Origin of the sequence: Streptomyces sp. NPDC059008 (genome assembly GCF_042749045.1) — a bacterium.
Taxonomy (GTDB): domain Bacteria; phylum Actinomycetota; class Actinomycetes; order Streptomycetales; family Streptomycetaceae; genus Streptomyces.
The window spans coordinates 86,164-108,882 of the sequence record NZ_JBHYJC010000022.1 but is presented as its reverse complement, the minus strand read 5'-3'; the positions used below and the strand labels follow the sequence as shown (position 1 = coordinate 108,882).

Genomic DNA, 22,719 nt, shown 5'->3' with positions numbered 1-22,719 from the left:
GCCGGGTACGCGAGGCCGAGTTGGGGCGATGCGGGCCGACCGGCCCCGTAGCGCGCCGGGGACACCGCTGTATCAGCGCGAACCGCGCGCCACCGCCACGTCGGTGAGCAGCGCCGTTCGCGGTGCGGCCGCCGGCCAGGCGCCCTGCTGGGTGAGCACCGCGATCGCGCAGGTCGGGAACTTCTCCCGGGTTCGTTCGAGGGCGTCACCGAGCGCCTCCGCGGCGAGCAGCAGGACCAGGTCCTGGACCGCGGGACTGTGGCCGACCAGCAGCAAGGTGCGCACGCTGTCCGGGGTTTCGCGGACGACGGCGAGCAGCTCGGCGGCCTCCGCGCCGTAGAGCCGGGGGTCGTGCCGGACCGGGGGCGGTGTGTGGAGCTGCGCGGCGGCCAGTTCCCAGGTCTGCCGGGTCCGTTCGGCCGTGGAGCAGACGACCAGGTCCGGGACGCAGTCGGCGGCCCGCAGCCAGCGGCCCGCGGCGGGGGCGTCGCGCCGTCCGCGCTTGCCGAGCGGCCGCTCGTGGTCTGCCACGTCCGGCGGCCAGGCGGACTTGGCATGTCGCAGGACGACCAGTCGGCGCAGTTCCGCCACGGGGCCTCCTCACAGGGGCCGCGCCCGGCCGGACGGCGTGCTGACGGTACCCCACAGGGTCAGCGGTCGACTCGACGATACCGCGCGTGAAGTGGAGAACGGCTGAGCACCGCACGCCGCCCCTCCGCGTGGCGAACCCCCTGGCAGCACATGCGCAGGACGGGCCGGGACGGCGGCCGGGCGTCAAGGGCGCGTATGGCCGGGCCGGATTTCCGGACCGGGCCGTAAGAGAGCCGCAAATTCCCTACGGGGCAGGGCTTGTGGCGCCCCGCGTCACCGTAGGTTCGGTCCCGGCTGACGGATGCGCGAAGCGGCCACGCTCCGCCCACCGGCCCGCCGTCCTCGGCCACCGTCCCCAGGCCGTCCGGCCGCCCGCCCCAGGCCGCGCTCCCAGAAAGTCTTCCCATGGTTCCCGCCCCACCCCACGCCCCGACCACGCCGACGTCCTCGGCCACCGGGACGGGCTCCCACCCCCCGCAAGGCGCCCCGGCGCAGGGCGGCCGCCGGCGGCGACGACGGGAGCCGGGCGGGCTCCTCGACCCCAAGGTGCTGCTGACGTCCCTGCCCGAGGCGCTGCGCAAGATGCACCCTCGGGCGCTGGCCACCAACCCCGTACTGTTCGTCGTGGCCTGCGGTTCCGGCCTGACCACGCTCTCGGCGCTGAGCAACCCGTCCGTCTTCACCTGGGTCATCAGCGGCTGGCTCTGGCTGACCGTCGTCTTCGCCAACCTGGCGGAGGCGGTCGCCGAGGGCCGGGGCCGGGCCCAGGCCGCGTCGCTGCGCAAGGCGCGTACGGACATCTCCGCCCGGCGGCTGCGGGACAACTGGCGGGTCGGCATCGACCTGCGGGGCGCCGTGACCGAACCGGTCGCCGCCACCGATCTGCAGCCGTTCGACTTCGTGCTGGTCGAGGCGGGTGAGGTGATCCCGGCGGACGGCGAGGTGGTCGACGGCGTGGCCGCGGTCGACGAATCGGCGGTCACCGGCGAATCGGCACCCGTCATCCGCGAGTCCGGAGGCGACCGCTCCGGCGTCACCGGCGGCACCACCGTCCTGTCCGACCGGCTGGTCGTCCGTGTCACCTCCCGCCCCGGGCACTCCTTCCTGGACCGGATGATCGGCCTGGTCGAGGGCGCGACCCGGCAGCGCACCCCGAACGAGATCGCGCTGCACATCCTGCTCGCCGCGCTCACCATCGTCTTCGTCCTCGTCGTCGTCACGGTGCAGCCGATGGCCTCCTACGCCGGCGCCGCCCAGCAGACCGCGGTGCTCGTCGCGCTGCTCGTCACCCTGATCCCGACGACGATCGGCGCGCTGCTCTCCGCGATCGGCATCGCCGGTATGGACCGGCTCGTCCAGCGCAACGTGCTGGCCATGTCGGGCCGCGCGGTCGAGGCCGCAGGCGACATCAACACCCTCCTGCTCGACAAGACCGGCACCATCACCCTCGGCAACCGCGAGGCGGTCGCCTTCGTCCCGCTGCCCGGCGTCGACGAACTCCGGCTCGCGGACGCGGCCCAGCTCTCCTCCCTCGCCGACGAGACGCCCGAGGGCCGCTCCGTCGTCGTCCTCGCCAAGGACAGGTACGAGCTGCGGGCGCCTTCCGAAGGGGAGCTGCAGCACGCCGAGTACGTCGACTTCAGCGCGCAGACCCGGATGAGCGGCGTCGATCTGCGCTGGGCGGACGGGTCCGGTTGCCGGGTCCGCAAGGGCGCGACGGCCCAGGTCGTCGCGTGGGTGACCGGTCTCGGCGGCCAAGTGCCCGCCGAGGCCCGGATGTTCACCGACGCGATCGCGGCGTCCGGCGGCACTCCCCTGCTGGTCGCGGTGCACGACCAGTACGGGGCGCGGGTCCTCGGCGTCGTCCACCTCAAGGACATCGTCAAGGACGGCATCCGCGAACGCTTCGCCGAGCTGCGCCGGATGGGCATCAGGACGGTCATGATCACGGGTGACAACCCGCTGACGGCCAGGGCCATCGCCCAGGAGGCGGGCGTCGACGACTACCTCGCCGAGGCCACCCCCGAGGACAAGCTCGCCCTGATCGCCCAGGAGCAGGAGGGCGGCAAGCTGGTCGCGATGACCGGCGACGGCACCAACGACGCCCCCGCGCTGGCCCAGGCGGACGTCGGTGTGGCCATGAACACCGGGACCTCGGCCGCCAAGGAGGCCGGGAACATGGTGGACCTGGACTCCAACCCGACCAAGCTCATCGAGATCGTCGAGATCGGCAAGCAGCTCCTGATCACCCGGGGCGCGCTGACCACCTTCTCGATCACCAACGACGTCGCCAAGTACTTCGCGATCATCCCCGCGATGTTCGCCGGCGCCTACCCGGGCCTGTCGGCCCTGAACATCATGGGTCTGCACAGCCCGACCTCCGCCATCACCTCCGCGATCATCTTCAACGCACTCATCATCATCGCCCTGATCCCCCTCGCCCTGCGCGGCGTCCGCTACACCCCCGCCTCCGCCCACGACCTGCTGCGCCGCAACCTCACCCGCTACGGACTCGGCGGCCTGATCGCCCCGTTCGTCGGCATCAAACTCATCGACCTGCTGGTCTCCCAGATCCCCGGGCTCGGCTGAGCACCACCGGCGGCCGCCCGTCCCTTCCCGCCCCCTCCCCCGCCCCGTCCGCTGCCGGCGTACGGGGCGGACGGCGTCCCACGCTCCTGCCAGGATGACGAGAGGGAGGAGCGCCCCGAGGAAGACCGACGACCTGAGGCGGAGGAACGCACCGATGGGGAAGAACACGCCAGTACGCCGACTCGATCTGGGGTACTTCATCCGACCGGCATCGGAGACCGGCGGCCCGCACCCACGGGTCGAGCCCGTGCTCGGCTACCTCGTACGGCACGACCAGGGGCTGATCCTCTTCGACACCGGCATCGGCAGCGGATCCCCCGAGGCCGACGCGCACTACCGGCCCCGGCGCCGCCCCCTGCCGGACGCCCTCTCGGCCGCCGGCGTCGACCTCGCGGAGGTCTCCCTGGTCGTGAACTGCCATCTGCACTTCGACCACTGCGGAGGCAACCCCCTGCTGGGCGGTGTGCCCATCCTGGTGCAGGAGGCGGAGCTGGCCGCCGCCCGCCGGGGCGGTCACACCATCGACGCGCTCGTCGACTTCCGCGGCGCGACGTACGAGGAGATCGCCGGTGAGGCCGAGATCCTGCCCGGGGTCTGGATCATCCCCACGCCCGGGCACACGGAGGGGCACCAGTCACTGGTGGTCCGTCAGAACGACGGTTCCGTGGTCCTCGCCGGGCAGGCCCACGACTTCGCGTCCGGGTTCGCCGCCGACCATCTGGCCCGCCACGCCGCACGGGCGGGCGACGAGCAGCCCCTTCCCCCCTACCGGCCGTGGCTGGACCGGCTCACCGCATTCGACCCGCGCCGTGTGCTCTTCGCCCACGACTGCTCGGTCTGGGAACCGCCGCGCGGCGCGGGGGGATAGCCGAATTCCGCGGCGGCCCGCCGAATTCCGCACCGGACCGCCGACTTCACCACCGGAAAACTCCTGCCGACGACTGGCGGTCGGTCCTGCCGTGTTCCCGGTGCGATTCTCAGTACATTACGCACCAGGGGGTGTCCATAGCACCATCCGGTTGAAGCAACCGGGTAGCGGCCGGTCGACGCGTGAGGAGCGCGGTGCATGGTTTTCCGGAAGCGCACGGAACGGCTCGGGCGCAGACTTCAAGGCGCCGCTGAACAAAGTTTCCACCGCCTCGACGCGCGGCTGCCGGCGGCATCGGCGGGCAAACTCCTGCGCAAGGCTTTTCCGGACCACTGGGCCTTTCTGCTCGGCGAGCTGGCGCTCTACAGCCTTTTGGTGCTGGTGCTCACCGGCGTGTTCCTGGCGTTCTTCTTCGACCCGGACATGGCCGAGATCACCTACCACGGCTCCTACACCCCCTTGCACGGCACGCGGATGACCCGGGCGTACGCCTCCACCCTCCACATCAGCTTCGATGTGCGCGGCGGGCTGCTCATCCGCCAGGTGCACCACTGGGCGGCCCTCACGTTCCTGGCCAGCATCGGCGTGCACATGCTGCGGATCTTCTTCACCGGCGCCTTCCGCCGGCCGCGCGAGGGCAACTGGCTGATCGGGGTGACGCTCTTTCTGCTGGCCCTGCTGGAGGGGTTCTGCGGATATTCCCTGCCGGACGATCTGCTGTCCGGTACCGGTCTGCGCACCGCCGACACCATCATCGGCTCCATTCCCGTCGTGGGGACCTACCTCTCCTTCTTCTCCTTCGGCGGCGAGTTCCCCGGGAACGACATCATTCCGCGTCTGTACGCCCTTCACATTCTGCTGGTACCCGGCCTTCTCATCGGGCTCGTCACGGTGCACCTCATTCTGGTGGTGTATCTCAAACACACACAGTGGCGCGGCCCGGGGAGAACCAACAGGAACGTGCTCGGCCAGCCCATGTTCCCGCAGTGGCTCACGAAGTCCACCGGGCTCCTGCTCATCTTGTCGGCGGTCTTCGCCGTCCTCGGGGCGGTCGGTCAGATCAACCCGGTGTGGGACTACGGCCCCTTCCAGGCGGACCAGGTGTCCACCAACGCGCAACCCGACTGGTACGTGGGATTCCTGGAAGGTGCGCTGCGGTTGATGCCTCCTTGGGAGACCGACCTCTGGGGCCACACCATCATGTGGAACGTCTTCATCCCCGCGGTGGCGCTTCCCGGAGTGCTCTTCGGCGTGCTGTACGCCTACCCCTTCTTCGAGAGGTGGGTGACCGCCGACCGCGGTGAACGGCATGTGTGCGACCGCCCGCGCGAGCAGCACACCCGTACCGCTTTCGGCGTCGCCGCGATCTGCTTCTACGCGGTGCTCCAACTGGCCGGCGGGAACGATGTCGTCGCCTTCGTCTTCGGCCTGTCGATCAACACCCTGACCTGGGTGCTGCGCGCCGCGGTGGTGATCGTTCCCGTGCTCGGATTCCTGGTGACCAAGTGGCTGTGCCTGGCACTGCAGCACCGCGACCGGGAGCGGCTGGCCGAGGGCGAGGAGACCGGGCAGGTCCACCAGTCCGTGTACGGCGGCCTCTACGAGGAGCACCGGCCGCTGCCCGCCGCGCAGCGCCACACGCTCCTCGCGCGGCCGGCGTCGCGGGTCCTGGAGGCGCCCCCCGAAGAGGCCGTCGAAACCCTTCCCCGGCGGCAGCGGCTGCGCCTCGCACTGAGCCGCTGGTACTACCGCGACCAGGTCGCCCTGCCGTCCGAACCGCAACCGGAGCAGCAGGCCGCGGCGGTCCCCGGCGGGCCGAAGGCCGACGGCTCGTAGCGTCCGGTTCACGGTTCCTGAAGGAGTATCAGGGCTCGCGGTCCCCGTATTCGTAGATGAAGCCGAAGACGCCGCCCGCCAGGAGCCCCAGGCCGATGAGGAACAGCCACAGCCCGTAGATCACACCCAGCGCGGCCACGGTGTATCCGACGGCGGTCATCAAGGGGCAGATGCTGCGCGGCGGGAAGAAGTCCACCGGCCCGGACCGCTGCTTGATCTCGGCGCCCTTGTGGTCTTCGGGGCGGGAGCCGTGCTTGCGCTGCTGCACGTAGAGGAAGAGGAACACCAGGGCGCTCATGAGGAAGGACACGGTCAGCGCGGTCGAGCCGGCCGGTTCGGCGTCCGACCACCAGGTATAGCCGATCGCCGTCACGGCGAAGAACAGTGTGACGCCGCCGAAGAGACACGTTTCCATCTTCATCGTCGATCACTCGGCAGGGGTGTCGGGGGGACGGGGGGATTCCTGGTCGGTCGACGACCGGGAACCGGCAGCGGACATGGGCATGCGTTCGCCGACTTCCGGATGGTGCAGATCGAAGGCCGGCGAATCGGAGCGGACGCGCGGCATCGTATGGAAGTTGTGACGGGGCGGCGGGCAGGAGGTCGCCCACTCCAGCGATCTGCCGAAGCCCCAGGGGTCGTCCATACGCACCTGCGGGGCGTAACGGGCGGTGTGCCAGACGTTGTACAGGAACGGCAGTGTGGAGGCGCCGAGCAGGAAGGAGCCGGCCGAGGAGACCGAGTTCAAGACGGTGAAGCCGTCGGCGGCCAGGTAGTCCGCGTATCGGCGGGGCATCCCCATCTCGCCCAGCCAGTGCTGCACCAGGAACGTGCTCTGGAAGCCGAGGAACAGCGTCCAGAAGTGGATCTTCCCGAGCCGCTCGTTCAGCATCTTCCCGGTCCATTTGGGCCACCAGAAATAGAATCCGCCGAACATCGCGAAGACGACCGTGCCGAACAGCACGTAATGCAGGTGCGCCACGATGAAGTAGCTGTCGGTGACCTGGAAGTCCAGGGGCGGGGACGCGATCAGGACACCGCTGAGCCCACCGAGAAGAAAGGAGACGAGGAATCCGATGCTCCACAGCATCGGGGTCTCGAACGACAGGCTCCCGTGCCACATGGTGCCGATCCAGTTGAAGAACTTCACACCGGTCGGCACCGCGATCAGGAAGGACAGTACGGCGAAGAACGGCAGCAGCACGGCCCCGGTCGCGAACATGTGATGGGCCCACACCGAGGCGGACAGCATGGTGATGGCGATCGTGGCACCGACCATGCCGACATACCCGAAAATCGGTTTGCGGCTGAACACCGGGATGATTTCGGAGATCACGCCGAAGAACGGCAGCGCGACGATGTAGACCTCCGGGTGACCGAAGAACCAGAACAGGTGCTGCCAGAGGATCGCGCCCCCGTTCGCGGCGTCGAAGACATGCGCGCCGAATTTCCGGTCCGCCTCCAGCACCAGGAGCGTGGCCGCCAGCACCGGGAACGCCAGCAGAGCCAGAACGGAGGTGAACAGCACGTTCCAGCTGAAGATCGGCATCCGGAACATCGTCATGCCGGGGGCGCGCAGGCACACGATCGTGGCGATGAAGTTCACCGCGCCCAGGATCGTGCTCAGACCGGCCACGACGAGCCCCATGATCCACAGATCGCCGCCCGGTCCGGGCGAGAACACCGGGCCGTTCAGGGGTGCGTAGGCGAACCAGCCGAACGACGCGGCCCCACCGGGAACGATGAAGCCGGACACCACCATGAGGCCGCCGAGCAGAAACAGCCAGTACGTAAAGGCGTTCAGCCGCGGGAAGGCGACGTCCGGCGAACCGATCTGGAGCGGCATCACCGCGTTGGCGAAGCCCGCGAACATGGGGGTGGCGAAGAGCAGCATCATGACCGTGCCATGAATGGTGAAAAGCTGGTTGTACTGCTCGTGGGAGACCAGCTGGATTCCGGGCTCGGCGAGCTCGGCCCGCATCAGCATGGCCAGCGCTCCGGCGAAGAGGAAGAATCCGAATGCGGTGACCATGTACAGGTTGCCGATGACCTTGTGATCGGTCGTCGTGAGCCATCCCAGCACGACCCGGCCCGGCCTCGACCGGTCCTTTTCCGGTGCCGACCGCTCGGCCTCCTCGACCTGTGCCACCTACGCCCCTTCCACCCTCACAAAGTCCCGCCGCGGAAAACCCTCTCCGCCATAATGGCCGCTCCCCGGCGGGCCATCGCGCGTGTATGGGCGGCCGTAGGGGTGAAAAGCGCGAAACGCGCGGCGGGACGGCGGCGGGTCTTCATTGCGCCACCCGGCTGATTGTGGCCGGCGAGCGTTTCGACTCCAGCGGGTTGCCGATGTCAGGGACTGCCGGCGGCAGGACGATACCTCCGGCATCACAAGAGGAAACGGCAAGGAGCATCGTGAGAAGCGTTGTGCGGGCGGGAAGTATCGCCGGGGCCTGCGGCCTCGTTCTGCTGAGCGCCGGAATCGCCCGGGCCCAGCCCATTCCGGATCTGCTGGACGCCGCGGTGGGCGCCGACCTCGTCTCCCTTACGGGTGCGCCTCAGGGCGTGGCGTGCAACAACCGGTTCGGCAACATCAACTACCACGCACCCGCGTCCAGGGACTCCCGCGCCTGTCTGAACGGACCCGTGCACAGCGGAAACTCCCTGCACGGCGGAAACTTCCACAACCACGGAAATCCGAACGACAGCGGCAACGTCACCAGCACCAACGGGTCCACCACCAGCAGCAATTCGGTCGCGGGTGCCGCGCAGGGGAGCAAGAACAACATCCAGCGCGTCGTCAAACGGCGCTGAGCCCACATCGGCCGCCACGCCCCGCCGGTCCGTGCCCCGGGCCGGCGGGGAGGGCGTCACAGGTCGACCGTGACCTCGACCTGCTCGGGGGCCGCACCGGCGGCGGTGACGATGAAGACCGCGACGCCGTCGGAATCGCCGGCCACGAGCGGCGACGTCCGCGCATAGCCGTCGTCGTCCGTCCGTACCGTGATGGTCTGTCGCTCCCCTTCGAAGAGGGCCTGCTCGCTGGTGGACACCCAGGCGAACGTCACCTCGGCGTCGGACACCGGACGGCGGGAGCCGCTGTCGACGAGCCGGGCCGTCAGCGGCTGGGCGAAGGTGTCACGGCGGCCGGCGTGCTGCCCCGTGCCCCCGGTCGGCTGGATGACGAGTGTCTGCGCCGAACCCGATTCCGCACTCATGCCGCCTCCTGACGGAAAGACCTTGTTCATGGCGAGGTGCCCGGCTGCGTATCCCGGGGATGCCGGTGATGGTAAACAGGGCACCGTGCCGGACTCGTGTGCGACCTCCGCATTTGTCTGGAGTTCCTGCGTTGGGGTGACGGAAGGGGCCGGGTCGGTCCTGGCGGACCGTGCGCACCAAATCGCTTGTCGGGGCGTGGTACGGCGATGAGGATGGCGCCATGCCCACGCTCACCGCTGTCGACGGCACCGAACTCGCCTACCACGAGGTGGGTGAGGGCGAGCCGCTGCTCTGCCTGCCCGGTGGCCCGATGCGCGCCTCCGCCTACCTCGGCGATCTCGGCGGACTGTCCGAGCGGCGCCGGCTGGTCCTGCTCGATCTGCGCGGCACCGGTGACTCCGGCCGCCCCCTCGACCCGGCCACGTACCGCTGTGACCGGCAGGTCGCCGATGTCGAGGCCCTCCGCGAGCACCTCGGCCTGGACCGGATCGACCTCCTCACGCACTCCGCGGGCGGCGATCTGGCCCTGCTGTACGCGGCCCGGCATCCGGAGCGCGTCCGCACCCTCACCCTGATCACCGCCCGTGCTCGCGCCCTCGGCGTCGACTTCACCGAGGAGCACCGGCGCGAGGCGGCCGCCCGGCGCGCCCCGGAGCCCTGGTTCCCGGCCGCCCACGCCGCGTACGAGGCCATCTGGGCCGGCTCCACGAGCGACGCCGACTGGGACGCCGTCGCCCCGTTCTTCTACGGCCGTTGGGACGCGGCCGCGCAGGCGCACGCGGCATCCGAGGTGGCCCAGTGCAACGACGAGGCCGGGGAGCGGTACGCGGCCGCCGGCGCGTTCGAACCGGCCGCGGCGCGGGCCGCCCTCGCCGGGTGGGACGCGCGGGTCCTGGTCCTCGCGGGTGAACTGGACAGCGGCCCGCTCCCCCGCGTCGCCGCCGACATCGCGCGGCTGCTGCCCCGGGCTGAGCTGGCCGTCCAGCCGGGAGCCGGCCACTACCCCTGGCTGGACGACCCGCAGCGGTTCGTCCAGGCCGTCGCGACGTTCCTCGACCAGCGGTAGACCGAGGGGCGCGAGCGCGGTCGCCCTGGCGACCAGGACCCGCAGTGCGGCCGTCTGCTCGGGGGAGGGCGAGGATGGCGGCGACGCCGCGGACCGGGAGGTCAGTTGCGCGCGAGCAGAACGGAGTTGTACGGCGTGTAGTCGTAGTCGGCGTACGTACCGGCGCTCTGGATGCCCTGGCAGCCGGTGCCGTTGTAACCGGTGCAGTTGCGGGCGATGGCGCCGCCGGTCTGGTTGTTGAAGAGCCTCTTGACGCCGAACTGGTTGCTGATGTTGTGGGCGCCGTAGGTGTACCACTTGTAGGTGGGGTGGCCGCCGTTCCACCCCGCGTTCGGGTAGAGGCACACATACCCGGACGGGCATCCCTGGTACTCCCCCGCCGCGCCGGCCGCGTGCGCGGCGTCCGCGCTCACACCGAGCGTCAACAGCGCTCCGCCGGCGAGCGCGGCGGCCGCCGCCACCGTCTTCCTGATCGTGCCACGGACCTGACGCATGGAACATTCCCCCTGTCGATGACACGGCCGCGCACCGGATCGCGGCCGCTTCCGCAGCTGAATCCTGCACGTGCTCCGGGAGCCCGACCAACCGGGAATTCGGCCATTCCGGGCCAATCACACAACCACCACGCACCACGCGAATGTCGTGATCTCCACCTGGTGTCGCGAGGGCGGCCGGCCGGCTCCACGGAGCGTCAACCGGTGCGGCGGGGGATCACCGCACGGTGAGGACGAGCTTGCCGGTGGTGCGGTTCGTCTCGCCCAGCGCATGCGCCTTGGCGGCTTCCGTGAGCGGCAGTGCCGCGTCGACGTGGGCGCGCAGCTTTCCGGCTTCGACGAGGTCGGCGACCGCCCGCATGCCGGCCTGGTCGGCCTCGACGATCATCGTCTCCAACCGGACGCCCAACTCGGCCGCCTTCTTGGTCTCTTCCTCCGTGACGGGGGGCACGATCGAGACGACGATGCCGCCCGGGCGCAGCACGTCGAGGGAGCGGGTGCGGATGTCGCCGCCGAGGGTGTCCAGGACGATGTCGACCTCGCTGACGACGTCGGCGAAGTCGGTGGTCCGGTAGTCGATGAGCTCGTCCGCGCCCAGCTCCCGCAGCAGGTCGTGCTTGGCGGCGCTGGCCGTTCCGATGACATGGGCGCCCCGGGCCTTGGCGATCTGTACGGCGAGGTGGCCGACGCCGCCGGCGGCCGCGTGGATCAGCACCCGCTGCCCGGGCCGGATGTCCGCGGTGTCGACCAGCGCCTGATGGGCCGTGAGGGCGGCGAGCGGGATGGCGCCCGCCTCGATGTGGCCGAGGGCGGACGGCTTGCGGACGAAGGCTCGCGCGGGGCCGGTGGCGTACTCGGCGTACGCGCCGACACCGGAGGGGTAGGGCAGCATCCCGAAGACCTCGTCACCCGGCTTGAAGAGGGTGACACCGAGGCCGACGGCCTCGACGACGCCGGAGACCTCCCAGCCGAGGACGAACGGCGGCGGCCCCACGGACAGGGCGCCCGCGCGGTGCTTCCAGTCGGTCGGGTTGACGCCGGCCGCGTGGACGGCGACGAGGATCTCGCCGATGCCGGGTGTGGGGCGCGGGAGGTCGACCTCGGTGAGGACCTCGGGGCCGCCGTGGGCGTTCTGGCTGATGGCACGCATGGTGGGAGATGTGGCGCGGTGCGCCGTCGAGTCGGTCATATCCCCAGACTGGCCCCGCCCGCGTCGCGCGACAATGGCAAGATGGACAGCATTCGATGGGATCGTGCCACGCTCGCGCCGGGCCGCCCGTCTGCCGCTCATGCGTCACCGGTCTTTTTTGCGCCACCGGTCATGCGTCACTCGTCGCCTGGAACGCCCGTCGATAGGCCAGCGGGGAGACGCCGATCACCGAGTGCAGATGCTGACGGAGCGAGATGGCTCCCCCGAAGCCGACTTCGTGGGCGATCCGCTCGACGGACAGGTCGGTGGTCTCCAGCAGCCGGCGGGCCTGATGGACGCGCTGCTGGATCACCCAGCGGCCCGGGCTGGTGCCGGCCTCCTCGGTGAAGCGGCGCGCGAAGGTACGGGGGCTCATCTCGGCGTGCGCCGCGAGGTCGGCGAGGGTGAGGGGCTGGTCGAGGCGCTCCAGGGCCCACTCACGAGTGGCGGCGGTCCCCGCCGTGCCCGGCTCGGGCACCGGCTGTTCGATGTACTGGGCCTGACCGCCGTCCCGCCAGGGCGGTATGACGCAGCGGCGCGCGATGTGGTTGGCGACCTCACTGCCGTGGTCCTTGCGGACGAGGTGGAGGCAGAGGTCCACCCCCGAGACGGCTCCGGCCGAGGTGAGGATGTCCCCGTCGTCGATGAACAGCACGTCGGGGTCGAGGGTGACGCGCGGGAACAGCCGGCGGAAGGTGTCCGCGAGGAGCCAGTGGGTGGTGGCGGTCCGTCCGTCGAGCAGGCCGGCCGCCCCGAACAGGAACGCGCCCGTACAGATCGACACCAGCCGGGCACCGGGGCGGATACGGGCCATGGCGGCGGCCATGGCCGGTGTGAGCCGGTCCGAGAGCAGGCTGTGGTCGTAGGGCGGGACGACCACCGTGTCGGCGGCCTCCAGGGCCTCGGGGCCGGGGTCGGGGGTGACCGAGAAGTCCGCACCGGTCCGCACCGGGAGGCCGTCGACGGTGCAGGTGACCACCTCGTACAGGTGCTTCGCCTCGCCGAAGACGCGGTTCGCTATGCCCAGCTCGAACGGGTACACACCGTCGAGGGCCAGCACGACGACGCGGTGGACGGACGGCCGCGACGGCTGCTGCGGCGAGCTCATGACATCAACCTCATGGCACCATTCTATCGAACAGCCATCATCGTGCCATTTCCGCGGACGGTAGCCAGCGGGCGCGTGCGGCCGTCACCGACCGTCACGCACGCCGCGGCCGCACCGGCCACACCAGGTCCGTGCCGCGCACCCGGCCCGGCCACCGGGTGACGGCCCGCCCGTCTCAGGTCAGCGGGAGCAGGGCGCGCTCCGCCCGGGTGTGTGCGCCGCCGTCCAGTCCAGGATCTGCACCGCCGCACCGGCGGCCTCCCGCCCCTGGCAACGCGCATGGTGCCGGCGGGCGATGCCGTCCAGGTCGAGGTGGGAGCCGAAGGCGGGCAGGGCGGCCAGCCGGCGCGCATACGACCACAGTCGGCGGTGGTCGGCGATGCGGTGCACCGCCGCGGCGTCCAGGTGCCAGCGGTGCACGGTGTCGAGCTGTACCAGCGTCACCCACAACTGGACGTCCGCGGCGGTGAGTTCACCGCCCAGTACGTACTCCCGCCCGGCCAGCAGCTGATCCAGTGAGTCCAGCGCCCTCAGCAGGGTCGCCAGCGCGACCCCGTAGGCCGGGCTGCCGACGCCGACCCTGCCGGCGCGCTGCGCGGCCTCGTTGACGTCCTGCGCGCAGAGCCGCCCGAGCGCCTCGATGCCGCTGCGGGCCTCGCACGGATACAGCACGGGTCCCTGGGCACCGAACCGTTCGGCCAGGTCCCGCAGGATGTCGGGGGCGTGCGTACTGACGATCCGCCCCGTCCATCCGTCACTGAGCACCGGTGCCGCGGCGGGCCCGGGGTGCTGGTGCGAACTGGCCTCGTACAACGGGCGCAGCGTGGCGTATCCGCCGTCCGGGGCGTCGGGGACGGCGGGCAGCAGCGTCACCGGGAGGGTGTCGCCGAGATCCAGCAGGCTGTGGGTGATGGCGATGCTCAGACAGTGCGGACAGGACAGCGTCAGGTGCAGGCGGTAGCGGTGCGGCACGGCGTAGTGGCCGCTGCGCGCATCGTCGCCGATCCTGCCGCGCAGGGGAGGTACGGCGTCGGGGGAGATGGCGGAGTTCTGGGTTGCGGCGGAGTTCTGGGTTGCGGCGGACACGGCAGACGTGGCGGACATGCGGCTCCCTGGGATCCGGGGCCGGTGCGCGGACGTACGACGGGGTGCGGCGCGCGGACCGGCGGAGGTACGGGTGGAGGTACGGGCGGATGCGCCTCGGGCGGCGGGCGGGCGGCGGCGTCGGCGCGGGCCCGGCTGCGGAGGGGTGCGGCGGGAACGAGGGATGGCGCGGCGCGGCCGCGACCGGTTCAGCGCAGCAGACCGGCCGCGCTGCAGACGCGCAGGAGATCGATGTGCCGGCGCGAGGTCAGCGGGGGAAGCGGCCGAATGGCGCGGACCGCGCGGTCACCGGCCGACCCTGCACGCCCCATGATTTCCCACCCGTTCGCTAGGGTTCCCGCCCCCGAGTGTCGAGCCGCCGTCGAGCCGCGTCAAGGGGGCTGCGGCCGGGTCTGCGACCGGGGGCGGCCGCGGCGAGAGCCCGCACCGCCGCTGCGGAATAATGCAGGCATGCGGATTTCAGCCAGAGCGGACTATGCGGTGCGCGCCGCGCTGCAACTCGCTGACGCCCGGGACGCGGGGCCGCTCAAGGCGGAGGCCATCGCCGACGCCCAGGACATTCCACACAAGTTCCTCGAAGGCATCCTCAACGACATGCGCCGGGGCGGACTGGTCCTCAGCCAGCGCGGCGGCAACGGGGGCTATCGACTGGCCAGGTCGGCGGAGACCATCAGCATCGCGGACGTGATCCGCGTCGTGGACGGACCACTGGTCTCCGTACGCGGGGTCCGCCCGCCGGAGTTGTCCTACTCCGGCCCGGCCGAGTCGCTGCTGCCGCTGTGGATCGCTCTGCGCGCCAACGTCCGCCAGATCCTGGACGGGGTGTCCCTGGCCGACGTCGCCTCGGCCGAACTGCCCGACCCGGTCTCGGCGCTGGCCGAGGACCCCGACTCCTGGACGAACCCCTAGGAGGCCCACCGCCTCCCGGGCCCCCGAGCGGCGCCTCGCCCACTGGAAACGCCCCGCGGACTACCCGCCTGTCCGGACTGCAAGACGCTGCTGTCCACCCCTTGAACGGCCCTTGCTGCGCGGGGAGTCCGGACGCATCCTATTCCCTATCAATCCAGTGGGAAAACTAGGGAAACTGGATCGGAGAGGGGACGGTGAACGGCGTCATGTCGAAGAGGTCCGCAGCGTGTCCCGCCGCCCCGCAGGCCAACGGCGCTTCGGAGGACGGGATATGGCCGCTGGTCGCCCGTGAGGTGGCGGACGATCTCGCCGTCGACGCACTCCTGCGCGACCGCGCGGGCAAGCCGCCCTTCGACGAGATCCAACGGGTGCGCGAAGCCGGCCTGCCGGCCCTGCTGATGCCGCCCGGCTCCCCCTGGGGCACCGACCTGCGGACCGCCTGCGCGGTCATCCGTGAGATCGCGGCGGCCGACAGCTCCATCGGCGAACTCCTCGGTCGGCACTACGCGCTGTCGTGGAGCGCCCGGTTCTTCGGCACCCCGGAGCGGGCCGCCGCACTCGAACTCCGGGCGGCCGAGGAGCAGTGGCTCTGGGGCGGGGACACCGGCGTTCCGGGGACGGAGGCGGACACCGGGACGGAGACCGGCCCGGAGCTGACGCTGACACCGACGTCCGACGGGTATCTCCTCAACGGCCGCCGGGCGTTCTCCGCGGGTGTCGCCGTCGCCGACCGGCTGGTGCTCGGCGCGGTGTGCACCGAGACCGGCGAGTCGCTGATGGTGCTCGTGGACCCCGACCACCCCGGAGTGACGGCCGATCCGTCGCACGACCGTCTGGGGCAGCGGCTCACCGGGGCGGGCAGCATCGGCTTCGACGGCGTCCCGGTGTCGTCCCCGGACCAGGTACTGGGCGCTGTCCCGCGCGACGAGCACGACGTCTCCCCCTTCGCCGCGCTCGCCCCACTGGCGCTCCGGCTCGCCCTGGTACACGTCGGTCTGGGGATCGCCGAAGGAGCGCTGGCCGAGGCGCGGGACTTCAGTCGCGCCGCGCCGCGCAGCTGGCCGCGCTCGGGTCCCGACAGCGGCACGTACGAGGGGCTGCCGGACGGGGATCCGTACCTCCTGCTCGCCTACGGGGAGCTGGTGGCCGCCGCGCACACCGCCGCGGCGGTGGTGGAACCGGCGACGGAGGCCCTGGCGAGGGGTCTGGTGGCCGGGCGCGAACTCGGCGTCGAAGCACGCGCCGACATCGCCGTCCTGGTCGCCGCGGCGGAGGCCGTCACCAGCCGGTCCGCCATGCGCATCACCACCCGGATCCTGGAACTCACCGACGGCGCCGACTCCCCTGCCGACGGCCCCGGGTTCGACAGGTTCTGGCGCAACGCGCGCGTCCTGACGGCGCAGGGCTCTCCGACGCACCGCCTCCGGGACATCGGCGATCACTTTCTGAACGGCACGCACCCGCCGCTGACCCTGCACATCTGATCACCCTTCCCGGGCCGCGGGAACGCCGGTCGGGGAGAAACGGTGTGCCTCAGGCGGCGGGCCGGAGCGTCAGCGTGCCGCCGGGTTCGGATGCGGCGCACGCCTGGAAACCGGTGGCGATCCGGTCGAGGAGCCTCCGCAGCCAGCGGGAGTCCTCGGAGGAGATGTGCCGGAGCCTCATCTGGTGGGCCTGGAGCGGGGTGATCCGTACCTCGTGGAGCCGTCCGGTGTCCGGCTCCACCGACACCAGGTAGATCAACCGCAGATCGTCCCGGTAGTGCTCGTAGCCGGTGATGCCCTCGTAGTCGTCGATGAAGTCGCCGCACCCGTGGATCAGGAGCTTCCCCCGGTGCACCTCCAGGCCGCGGGGGTGGTGCGCGGAGTGCCCGTGCACGATGTCCACTCCGCCGTCGAGGAGTGTGTGCGCGAAGGCGGTCTCGGCGCGGGAGACGCCGTAGCTCCAGTTGGGGCCCCAGTGGACCGAGGCCACCACGATGTCCCCCGGTCGCTTCGTCCGCTGGACGCGGACGGCCCACTCCCGGGCGGCGGCCTGGGACGGTGCGGCCACGAACGCGACCCCGCTGCGGCCCTCGTCCGCGGCCCAGGTCCGGGGGATGCCGCTGGAGGGCAGGCCGAAGGAGAAGACCAGGACGCGCCGACCGCCTTCGACGGGGACGACGGCCGGCCGCCGGGCCGCGTCGGAGTCCATGCCCGCTCCCGCCGTCCGCAGGCCGCCGCCCGCCAGCGTGTCGAGCGTCTCGCGCAGTCCACTGCGGTCGAAGTCCAGGACGTGGTTGTTGGCCAGTACGCAGACATCGGGGCGGGCGGCCGTCAGGCAGGGGAGGTTCGCGGGGTTCATCCGGTAGTGGACTTCCTTGCCGGGGGCGAAGGCGTCGCTGCGCGTGACGCTGGTCTCCAGGTTGATCACGCGCGCGGCGGGCGCGGCCTCGTCCAGCACCCCCAGCGCCTCCCCCCACGGCCAGGAGAAGTCGACCGGACGGGGAATGGGGCCGTTCAGCGCCTCGGCCAGCGCGACATAGTCGCGGGCGTCGCGGGCATACCCCTCCCGCAGCGCGGGGTCGCCCGGGTGCGGCAGGATCTGGTCGACGCCGCGACCGAGCATCACGTCCCCGCAGAGGAACACCGTGAGCACGTCGCCGCCCATTCCTCCAGGCTAGGGCGTGTCCGCCAGGGCCGTAACGGGGCGATGCGGCTGCCGTGGACGCCCAGGTCGGGCCTCCTCGGTCATCGGCTGCCCGCCCGGGTCCGCAGACCCACACCAGCCCGGAAACCAGGTGCACACCGTCGGTGCGGTGGTGTGTGATCGGCGGTATGACGATCACGTTGGGCGAGCCGGGGGTCGACGGGCTGAGCGAGGCCGTGGGCGCACTGCGGGAGTGGCAGTACGACGGTGCGCCGATGCAACTGCATCCGGGGGACCTGGGCTGGTTCTGGCGGTTCGGTGCGGAAGCGACCGCCTCGGCGGTCAGGACGTGGAGCCGGGGCGGACGGATTCTCGCCGTCGGGCTGCTGGACGGTCCCGGGCTGTTGCGGCTGACGATCGCGCCGGACGCGCAGCGGGACGAGGAACTGGCGCGGCGGTTGGTTGCGGACGTGACCGAGCCGGAGCGCGGCGTGCTGCCCGAGGGCAAGGTGAACATCGAGGCGCCGGTGGGTGCACTGGTCCAGGATCTGCTGTTCGAGAACGGCTGGAAGACCGATGAGCCGTGGACGCCGCTGCGCCGCGACCTCACACGACCGGTGAGGGATCCGGGTGTGCGGATCGAGGTGGTCGGGCCGGAGCGGGCGCACGTGTTCGCCGCCGTCCAGCGCGCGGCGTTCGACGGGTCGACGTTCACGGACGAGCGCTGGCACGCGATGGCGGCCGGATCGCCGTACGCGGACGCCCGGTGCCTGGTCGCGTGCGACGACCAGGGCAACGCGGTGGCGGCGGTGACGGTGTGGTCGGCCGGTCCGAGCAGGCCCGGGTTGCTCGAACCACTGGGCGTGCACCGGGAACATCGCCGTCGCGGCTACGGCGAGGCGATCGCCCTCGCCGCGGCGGCCGCACTGCGGGAGCTGGGCTCGTCGAGCGCGATCGTCTGCACCCCGAGCTCCAATGTCGGCGCCGTCGCCACCTACAAGTCGGCCGGCTTCCGGCAACGCCCCGAGGTGCGGGACCAATACCGGGACGCCCGGCTGGATCACCCCCGGTGAGCACGCCACCGGCCGCACGGGTTGTTGCTCCCTGACACAGGGCGCGGCCGTCAACCCAGGACACGCGGAGGGACACGTTCCGGGCATTCCCCTCCCCACGGTGGTCACGGATAGTAGTCAGTGATTACGCAGAGCTGCCGTGCGAGGTGATCGTACGGCGCCGTCGCTCCATCGCAGGGAGAGCACATGACCGTTTACCAGACCAGGGCCGGCACCGAGTGCGGTACGGAGGTGGGGCCGGGCGACGCCCGCTACGCGGCCCTGCGAAGAGGCTTCAACCAGCGCTTCATCGCAAGCCCTGACTATGTGTCGGTGATCAGCTCGACGGACGAGGCCGTCGCCGCGCTCAACAAGTACCTGGCGAGCCACCGCCCCGACGAGAGTCTCGACCGGCGCATCACGGTCCGGTCGGGCGGCCACTGTTACGAGAACTTCGTCTGTGGCGACGACGTCGGTGTGATCCTGGACCTCGGGCAGATGGACCGGGCCTATCTCGACCAGGAGATGGGTGCGTACTGCGTCGAGGCCGGCGCGAACAACTGGCATGTCGCCACCCATCTCTACGCGCCGTTCGGCGTCGCCCTCCCCGGCGGGTCGTGCTACTCGGTCGGCGCCGGCGGCCATGTGTCGGGCGGCGGATACGGGCTGCTGTCCCGGCAGCACGGCCTGACGGTGGACTACCTGTACGCGGTGGAGGTCGTCGTCGTCCGCGACGGCCAGCACGCGGAGGTCGTGGTAGCCCGCCGGGACTCCCCCGACGCGCGGCTGCGGGACCTGTGGTGGGCGCACACCGGCGGGGGCGGCGGCAACTTCGGCGTGGTCACCCGCTACTGGTTCAAGGGGCTGCCCAAGCCTCCGGGCGAAGTCCTGCTGCACGCCGTCGCCTGGCCCTGGGAGAAGCTCAGGAAGAAGCCGGAGCGCTTCAAGTCGCTGGTGCGCAATTACGGGCTGTTCTTCGAGTACGAGAACACCCGGAAGCTGCCGGAGTCCCTCCGCGGCGACTTCACCGACATGTTCACCCTGCTGAAGCTGACCCACCACTCCAACGGCAAGGTCGGTCTGATCACCCAGCTCGACGCCACCCGACCGGACAGCGTCACGCGGCTGAACGCCTTCCTCGACTGGATCACCAAGGACCTGGGCGTCGACCCCACACCGCTGGACCGGCGGATGGGCGAGCACGCCCCCATGGGCGGGCTGCACGTGCCGACCCGGCTGCCCTGGCTCACGGCCACTCAGACCCTCAACGGCTCCGGTGACAACCAGTGCGGCAAGTACAAGTCCGCGTATATGACACGTGGTTTCACCGAGGACCAGCTCACCGCCATCTACGGCGCGCTGACCCGCGACGACGGCTACAAGAATCCGCAGGCGCTGCTCCAGGTCGACTCCTACGGTGGCGCGATCAACCTCCCCGACAGCCGGGACACCGCGGTCTACCAGCGCAGCTCCGTGCTGAAGCTGCAGTACCAGACCTACTGGAGCTGGAAACGGGACTCCAACAAGGACGGTGTCGCCGACCACCACGACGCCGAGGTCGACCCCTCGATCGCCGCACCGCACCTGCGCTGGATCCGGGAGTTCTACCGCGATGTCTACAAGGACACCGGCGGAGTGCCGATTCTGGCGCCGACCGCGCCCCCGGCCGCCGGGAAGCCGGCGCCGGTGACGGACGGCTGCTACATCAACTACCCCGACACCGACCTCGACGACACCGAATGGAACACCTCGGGCCAGCCCTCGCACCGCCTCTACTACGGCGACGACAACTACCGGCGGCTGCAGGAGGCCAAGGAGTACTGGGACCCTCGCAACGTCTTCCGGCACGCCCAGTCCATCCGGCCCTTCACCCGGTGATCCGGTGACCGGGACCGCCGTGCGCGCGGGCTCGCGCTCAGCCGACGTGGACGCGTGGGCGGCGGGAGCGGTCGGGTTCGGCTTCGCGGAGGACCTCGCGGGTGACGGGCGCGACCTCGCCCTGGCCGAAGAGGAAGAACCGCAGCAGCTGGGCGAAGGGGTTGCCTTCGGTCCACTCGAAGTAGATGTGCGGCCGCTGCCCGGTCTCGTCGCGTACGTGCAGCAGCAGCGCGGCCAGGGCGTTGGAGACGGTGGAGCTCTCCAGGCAGAGCACGCGGTAGCGGCCGTGCAGCACTTCCCCGCGCACCCGCAGCTCGCTCTCGAATTCGGAAGGGTCGCCGATGGTGACCTCGACGAAGATGAAGTCGTCGTCGGCCGGCAGGTCGTTGTCGGTGCGGATCTGCTGGAGCTTGTCGCGGTATTCGGCCAGATCGCGCTGGTCGGGTTCGTTGGCGATGAGGCGGATCTTGCGGTGGGCGATGTCGCGGACGAACCGCTCGGCCATCTCGTCGAACAGGACGCTGGTCACCCGCAGTTCGAAGGCGCGGGCGAGACGGGAGAGGAAGGAGATGAGGATGATGCCGGCGATGAAGCAGGCACCGATCTTCACACCGTCCGGCCGCTCGATGACGTTGTCCACGGTGGTGTAGAGGAACACCACGGAGATGACGGCGAAGCCGATCGTCCAGCCGCGCTGGCCGGCGCGGTGGGCGGCGATGGTCACGGCGATCGCCGCGGAGCTGATCAGGACCAGGACGCCGGTGGCGTAGGCGCCGCCCTGGGCGTCGACATCGGCGTTGAAGATCCAGGTCACCAGGAACGCCACGAGGGTGAACACCAGCACCATCGGGCGTACGGCTCGCGCCCAGTGGGGCGCCATGCCGTAGCGCGGCAGGTACTGCGGCATCAGGTTCAGCAGTCCGGCCATGGCCGAGGCGCCGGCGAACCACAGGATCGTGATGGTGGAGATGTCATAGACGGTGCCGAAGGCCGAGCCCAGGTACTCATGGGCCAGGTAGGCCAGCGCGCGTCCATTGGCCTCTCCCCCGGGCTGGAACGCCTCCGCGGGGATGAGCAGCGTGGTGATGAAGCTGGTGAGGATCAGGAAGACACTCATGATCACGGCGGCGGTGGTGAGCAGCTTCTTCGCGCCCCGGATCCGCCCGGTGGGCCGCGCCTCGGTGTCGCCCGGCTCGCCCTCGATGTGCGGCATCACCGCCACGCCGGTCTCGAAGCCGGACAGGCCCAGCGCCAGCTTCGGAAAGACCAGCAGCGCCACCCCGACCATCGCCAGCGCGTTGCCGTGCTCGGTGGTCAGCAGATGGGACCAGTCGGGAATGACGTGCGCCGCGGTGACCACATGCCACAGCCCGGCGACGACCACGACGACGTTGAGGGCGAGGTAGAGGCCGACCAGCACGACCGCCACCCCGATCGCCTCCAGGAACCCCTTGAGGAAGACCGCGCCCAGCAGGGCGACCAGGATCAGCGTGATGACCAACTGCTGGTTGTGCAGGGCGCTGCTGACGTGCGGGTTCTCCACGAGGTGGGTGGCGGCGTCGGCCGCCGACAGGGTGATGGTGATCAGGAAGTCGGTGGCGGCGAACCCCAACAGCGTCAGCACGAACAGCTTGCCCTTCCAGAAGGACAGCAGCCGCTCCAGCATCGCGATCGAGCCCTGGCCGTGCGGGCTCTCCTTCGCCACCCGCCGGTAGACCGGCAGCGCGCCGGCGAGCGTCACGACGACCAGGACGATGGTGGCGATCGGCGACAGCGCTCCGGCGGCCAGGGCGGCGATGCCGGGCTGATAGCCGAGGGTGGAGAAGTAGTCCACACCGGTCAGGCACATCACCCGCCACCACCGCTGCCCCTCGTGGGCGCTCTGCGGCCCGGCGTGCGGACCGGGGTGGCGCTTGGCCATGTCGACCAGGCCTTCCAGCATCCATGCGCGAAAGCGATGGCGCACCCCGGCCAGGGGAGAGCCCTCGGGGGCGGAAGTGGCCATCATGCGCTCCTGTCGTACCGCTGCCGTCCGTCATCGACGAGACAGCCACGTCGGCGCGGGGATACCGGGCACCGTCGCCGTGGCCTTCCTCCGTATGCCGCTCAGATGTCACCGACACGCGGGCGCACCTGGCGGATGCGTGCCCGGACGGCCGGCCCGCTCACTTCCGCGTCGCCGTGTGTA

At 70.8% G+C, this 22,719-nt stretch carries 20 protein-coding genes; 9 read left to right on the top strand and 11 right to left on the bottom strand.

The features are described from left to right. Window positions 1-72: 72 nt before the first annotated feature. Entirely contained in the window at window positions 73-591 is a 519-nt protein-coding gene (locus tag ACFWZH_RS24865; RefSeq protein WP_384435197.1) for a SixA phosphatase family protein, read from the bottom strand. 405 nt (window positions 592-996) lie between these two features. On the opposite strand from ACFWZH_RS24865, the gene kdpB reads away from it, so the two are divergent. From kdpB to ACFWZH_RS24850, 3 genes are all read left to right on the top strand, one after another. Then, a complete protein-coding gene (gene kdpB / locus ACFWZH_RS24860; protein WP_384435194.1) occupies window positions 997-3,180 on the top strand; it encodes a potassium-transporting ATPase subunit KdpB in 2,184 nt (727 codons plus the stop codon). Window positions 3,181-3,334: 154 nt separating this feature from the next. Further along, window positions 3,335-4,048, top strand: coding sequence for an N-acyl homoserine lactonase family protein (locus ACFWZH_RS24855; protein WP_384435192.1), 714 nt, complete (start codon window positions 3,335-3,337; stop codon window positions 4,046-4,048). A gap of 198 nt (window positions 4,049-4,246) precedes the next feature. After that, on the top strand, window positions 4,247-5,884 hold the full coding sequence (locus ACFWZH_RS24850; RefSeq protein WP_384435189.1) for a cytochrome bc complex cytochrome b subunit: 1,638 nt from the start codon (window positions 4,247-4,249) through the stop codon (window positions 5,882-5,884). Window positions 5,885-5,912: 28 nt separating this feature from the next. Here ACFWZH_RS24850 and ACFWZH_RS24845 read toward each other — a convergent pair whose 3' ends face one another. Further along, window positions 5,913-6,305 carry a cytochrome c oxidase subunit 4 gene (locus ACFWZH_RS24845; protein ID WP_384435186.1) on the bottom strand — a complete coding sequence of 131 codons (393 nt, stop codon included), beginning with the start codon at window positions 6,303-6,305 and terminating at the stop codon, window positions 5,913-5,915. Window positions 6,306-6,311: 6 nt separating this feature from the next. Then, complete coding sequence (gene ctaD / locus ACFWZH_RS24840) at window positions 6,312-7,967, bottom strand: cytochrome c oxidase subunit I (protein WP_384435226.1); 1,656 nt, start codon at window positions 7,965-7,967, stop codon at window positions 6,312-6,314. 332 nt (window positions 7,968-8,299) lie between these two features. Between ctaD and ACFWZH_RS24835 the strand changes: the two genes are divergently transcribed. Continuing rightward, a complete protein-coding gene (locus tag ACFWZH_RS24835; protein ID WP_384435183.1) occupies window positions 8,300-8,698 on the top strand; it encodes a hypothetical protein in 399 nt (132 codons plus the stop codon). A gap of 56 nt (window positions 8,699-8,754) precedes the next feature. Here ACFWZH_RS24835 and ACFWZH_RS24830 read toward each other — a convergent pair whose 3' ends face one another. Continuing rightward, window positions 8,755-9,102, bottom strand: a complete 348-nt coding sequence (locus tag ACFWZH_RS24830; RefSeq protein ID WP_384435181.1) for an Ig domain-containing protein — start codon at window positions 9,100-9,102, stop codon at window positions 8,755-8,757. Between the two features lie 221 nt (window positions 9,103-9,323). On the opposite strand from ACFWZH_RS24830, the gene ACFWZH_RS24825 reads away from it, so the two are divergent. Next, window positions 9,324-10,169 (top strand): alpha/beta fold hydrolase, encoded by an 846-nt coding sequence (locus ACFWZH_RS24825; RefSeq protein WP_384435178.1) that lies wholly within the window; start codon window positions 9,324-9,326, stop codon window positions 10,167-10,169. Window positions 10,170-10,270: 101 nt separating this feature from the next. On the opposite strand, the gene ACFWZH_RS24820 is transcribed toward ACFWZH_RS24825, so the two are convergent. The 5 genes from ACFWZH_RS24820 to ACFWZH_RS24800 all read right to left on the bottom strand — a co-directional run bounded on the left by ACFWZH_RS24820 (window position 10,271) and on the right by ACFWZH_RS24800 (window position 14,375). Continuing rightward, window positions 10,271-10,663, bottom strand: coding sequence for a hypothetical protein (locus ACFWZH_RS24820; RefSeq protein ID WP_384435175.1), 393 nt, complete (start codon window positions 10,661-10,663; stop codon window positions 10,271-10,273). Window positions 10,664-10,880: 217 nt separating this feature from the next. Next, window positions 10,881-11,813, bottom strand: a complete 933-nt coding sequence (locus ACFWZH_RS24815) for an NADP-dependent oxidoreductase (RefSeq protein WP_384435223.1) — start codon at window positions 11,811-11,813, stop codon at window positions 10,881-10,883. 169 nt (window positions 11,814-11,982) lie between these two features. Continuing rightward, window positions 11,983-12,960 carry a GlxA family transcriptional regulator gene (locus tag ACFWZH_RS24810; RefSeq protein WP_384435172.1) on the bottom strand — a complete coding sequence of 326 codons (978 nt, stop codon included), beginning with the start codon at window positions 12,958-12,960 and terminating at the stop codon, window positions 11,983-11,985. 180 nt (window positions 12,961-13,140) lie between these two features. Beyond that, window positions 13,141-14,064 (bottom strand): glutathione S-transferase C-terminal domain-containing protein, encoded by a 924-nt coding sequence (locus ACFWZH_RS24805; RefSeq protein ID WP_384435169.1) that lies wholly within the window; start codon window positions 14,062-14,064, stop codon window positions 13,141-13,143. A gap of 188 nt (window positions 14,065-14,252) precedes the next feature. Next, window positions 14,253-14,375 carry a hypothetical protein gene (locus ACFWZH_RS24800; protein ID WP_384435166.1) on the bottom strand — a complete coding sequence of 41 codons (123 nt, stop codon included), beginning with the start codon at window positions 14,373-14,375 and terminating at the stop codon, window positions 14,253-14,255. A 139-nt stretch (window positions 14,376-14,514) separates the two neighbouring features. Here ACFWZH_RS24800 and ACFWZH_RS24795 point away from each other — a divergent pair, with 139 nt between their 5' ends. Beyond that, complete coding sequence (locus ACFWZH_RS24795) at window positions 14,515-14,973, top strand: RrF2 family transcriptional regulator (RefSeq protein ID WP_384435163.1); 459 nt, start codon at window positions 14,515-14,517, stop codon at window positions 14,971-14,973. A 206-nt stretch (window positions 14,974-15,179) separates the two neighbouring features. Then, window positions 15,180-16,457, top strand: a complete 1,278-nt coding sequence (locus ACFWZH_RS24790; RefSeq protein WP_384435160.1) for an acyl-CoA dehydrogenase — start codon at window positions 15,180-15,182, stop codon at window positions 16,455-16,457. 49 nt (window positions 16,458-16,506) lie between these two features. Here the strand turns inward: ACFWZH_RS24790 and ACFWZH_RS24785 are convergent, their stop codons facing one another. Next, a complete protein-coding gene (locus ACFWZH_RS24785) occupies window positions 16,507-17,622 on the bottom strand; it encodes a CapA family protein (RefSeq protein WP_384435157.1) in 1,116 nt (371 codons plus the stop codon). 167 nt (window positions 17,623-17,789) lie between these two features. Here ACFWZH_RS24785 and ACFWZH_RS24780 point away from each other — a divergent pair, with 167 nt between their 5' ends. Both ACFWZH_RS24780 and ACFWZH_RS24775 read left to right on the top strand, forming a co-directional pair. Further along, entirely contained in the window at window positions 17,790-18,674 is an 885-nt protein-coding gene (locus ACFWZH_RS24780) for a GNAT family N-acetyltransferase (RefSeq protein ID WP_384435154.1), read from the top strand. A 186-nt stretch (window positions 18,675-18,860) separates the two neighbouring features. Further along, window positions 18,861-20,531: an FAD-dependent oxidoreductase gene (locus tag ACFWZH_RS24775; protein ID WP_384435151.1), complete on the top strand. Its 1,671-nt coding sequence runs from the start codon at window positions 18,861-18,863 to the stop codon at window positions 20,529-20,531. Window positions 20,532-20,568: 37 nt separating this feature from the next. Here ACFWZH_RS24775 and ACFWZH_RS24770 read toward each other — a convergent pair whose 3' ends face one another. Then, a complete protein-coding gene (locus ACFWZH_RS24770; protein ID WP_384435149.1) occupies window positions 20,569-22,536 on the bottom strand; it encodes an amino acid transporter in 1,968 nt (655 codons plus the stop codon). Between the last annotated feature and the right edge of the window lie 183 nt (window positions 22,537-22,719).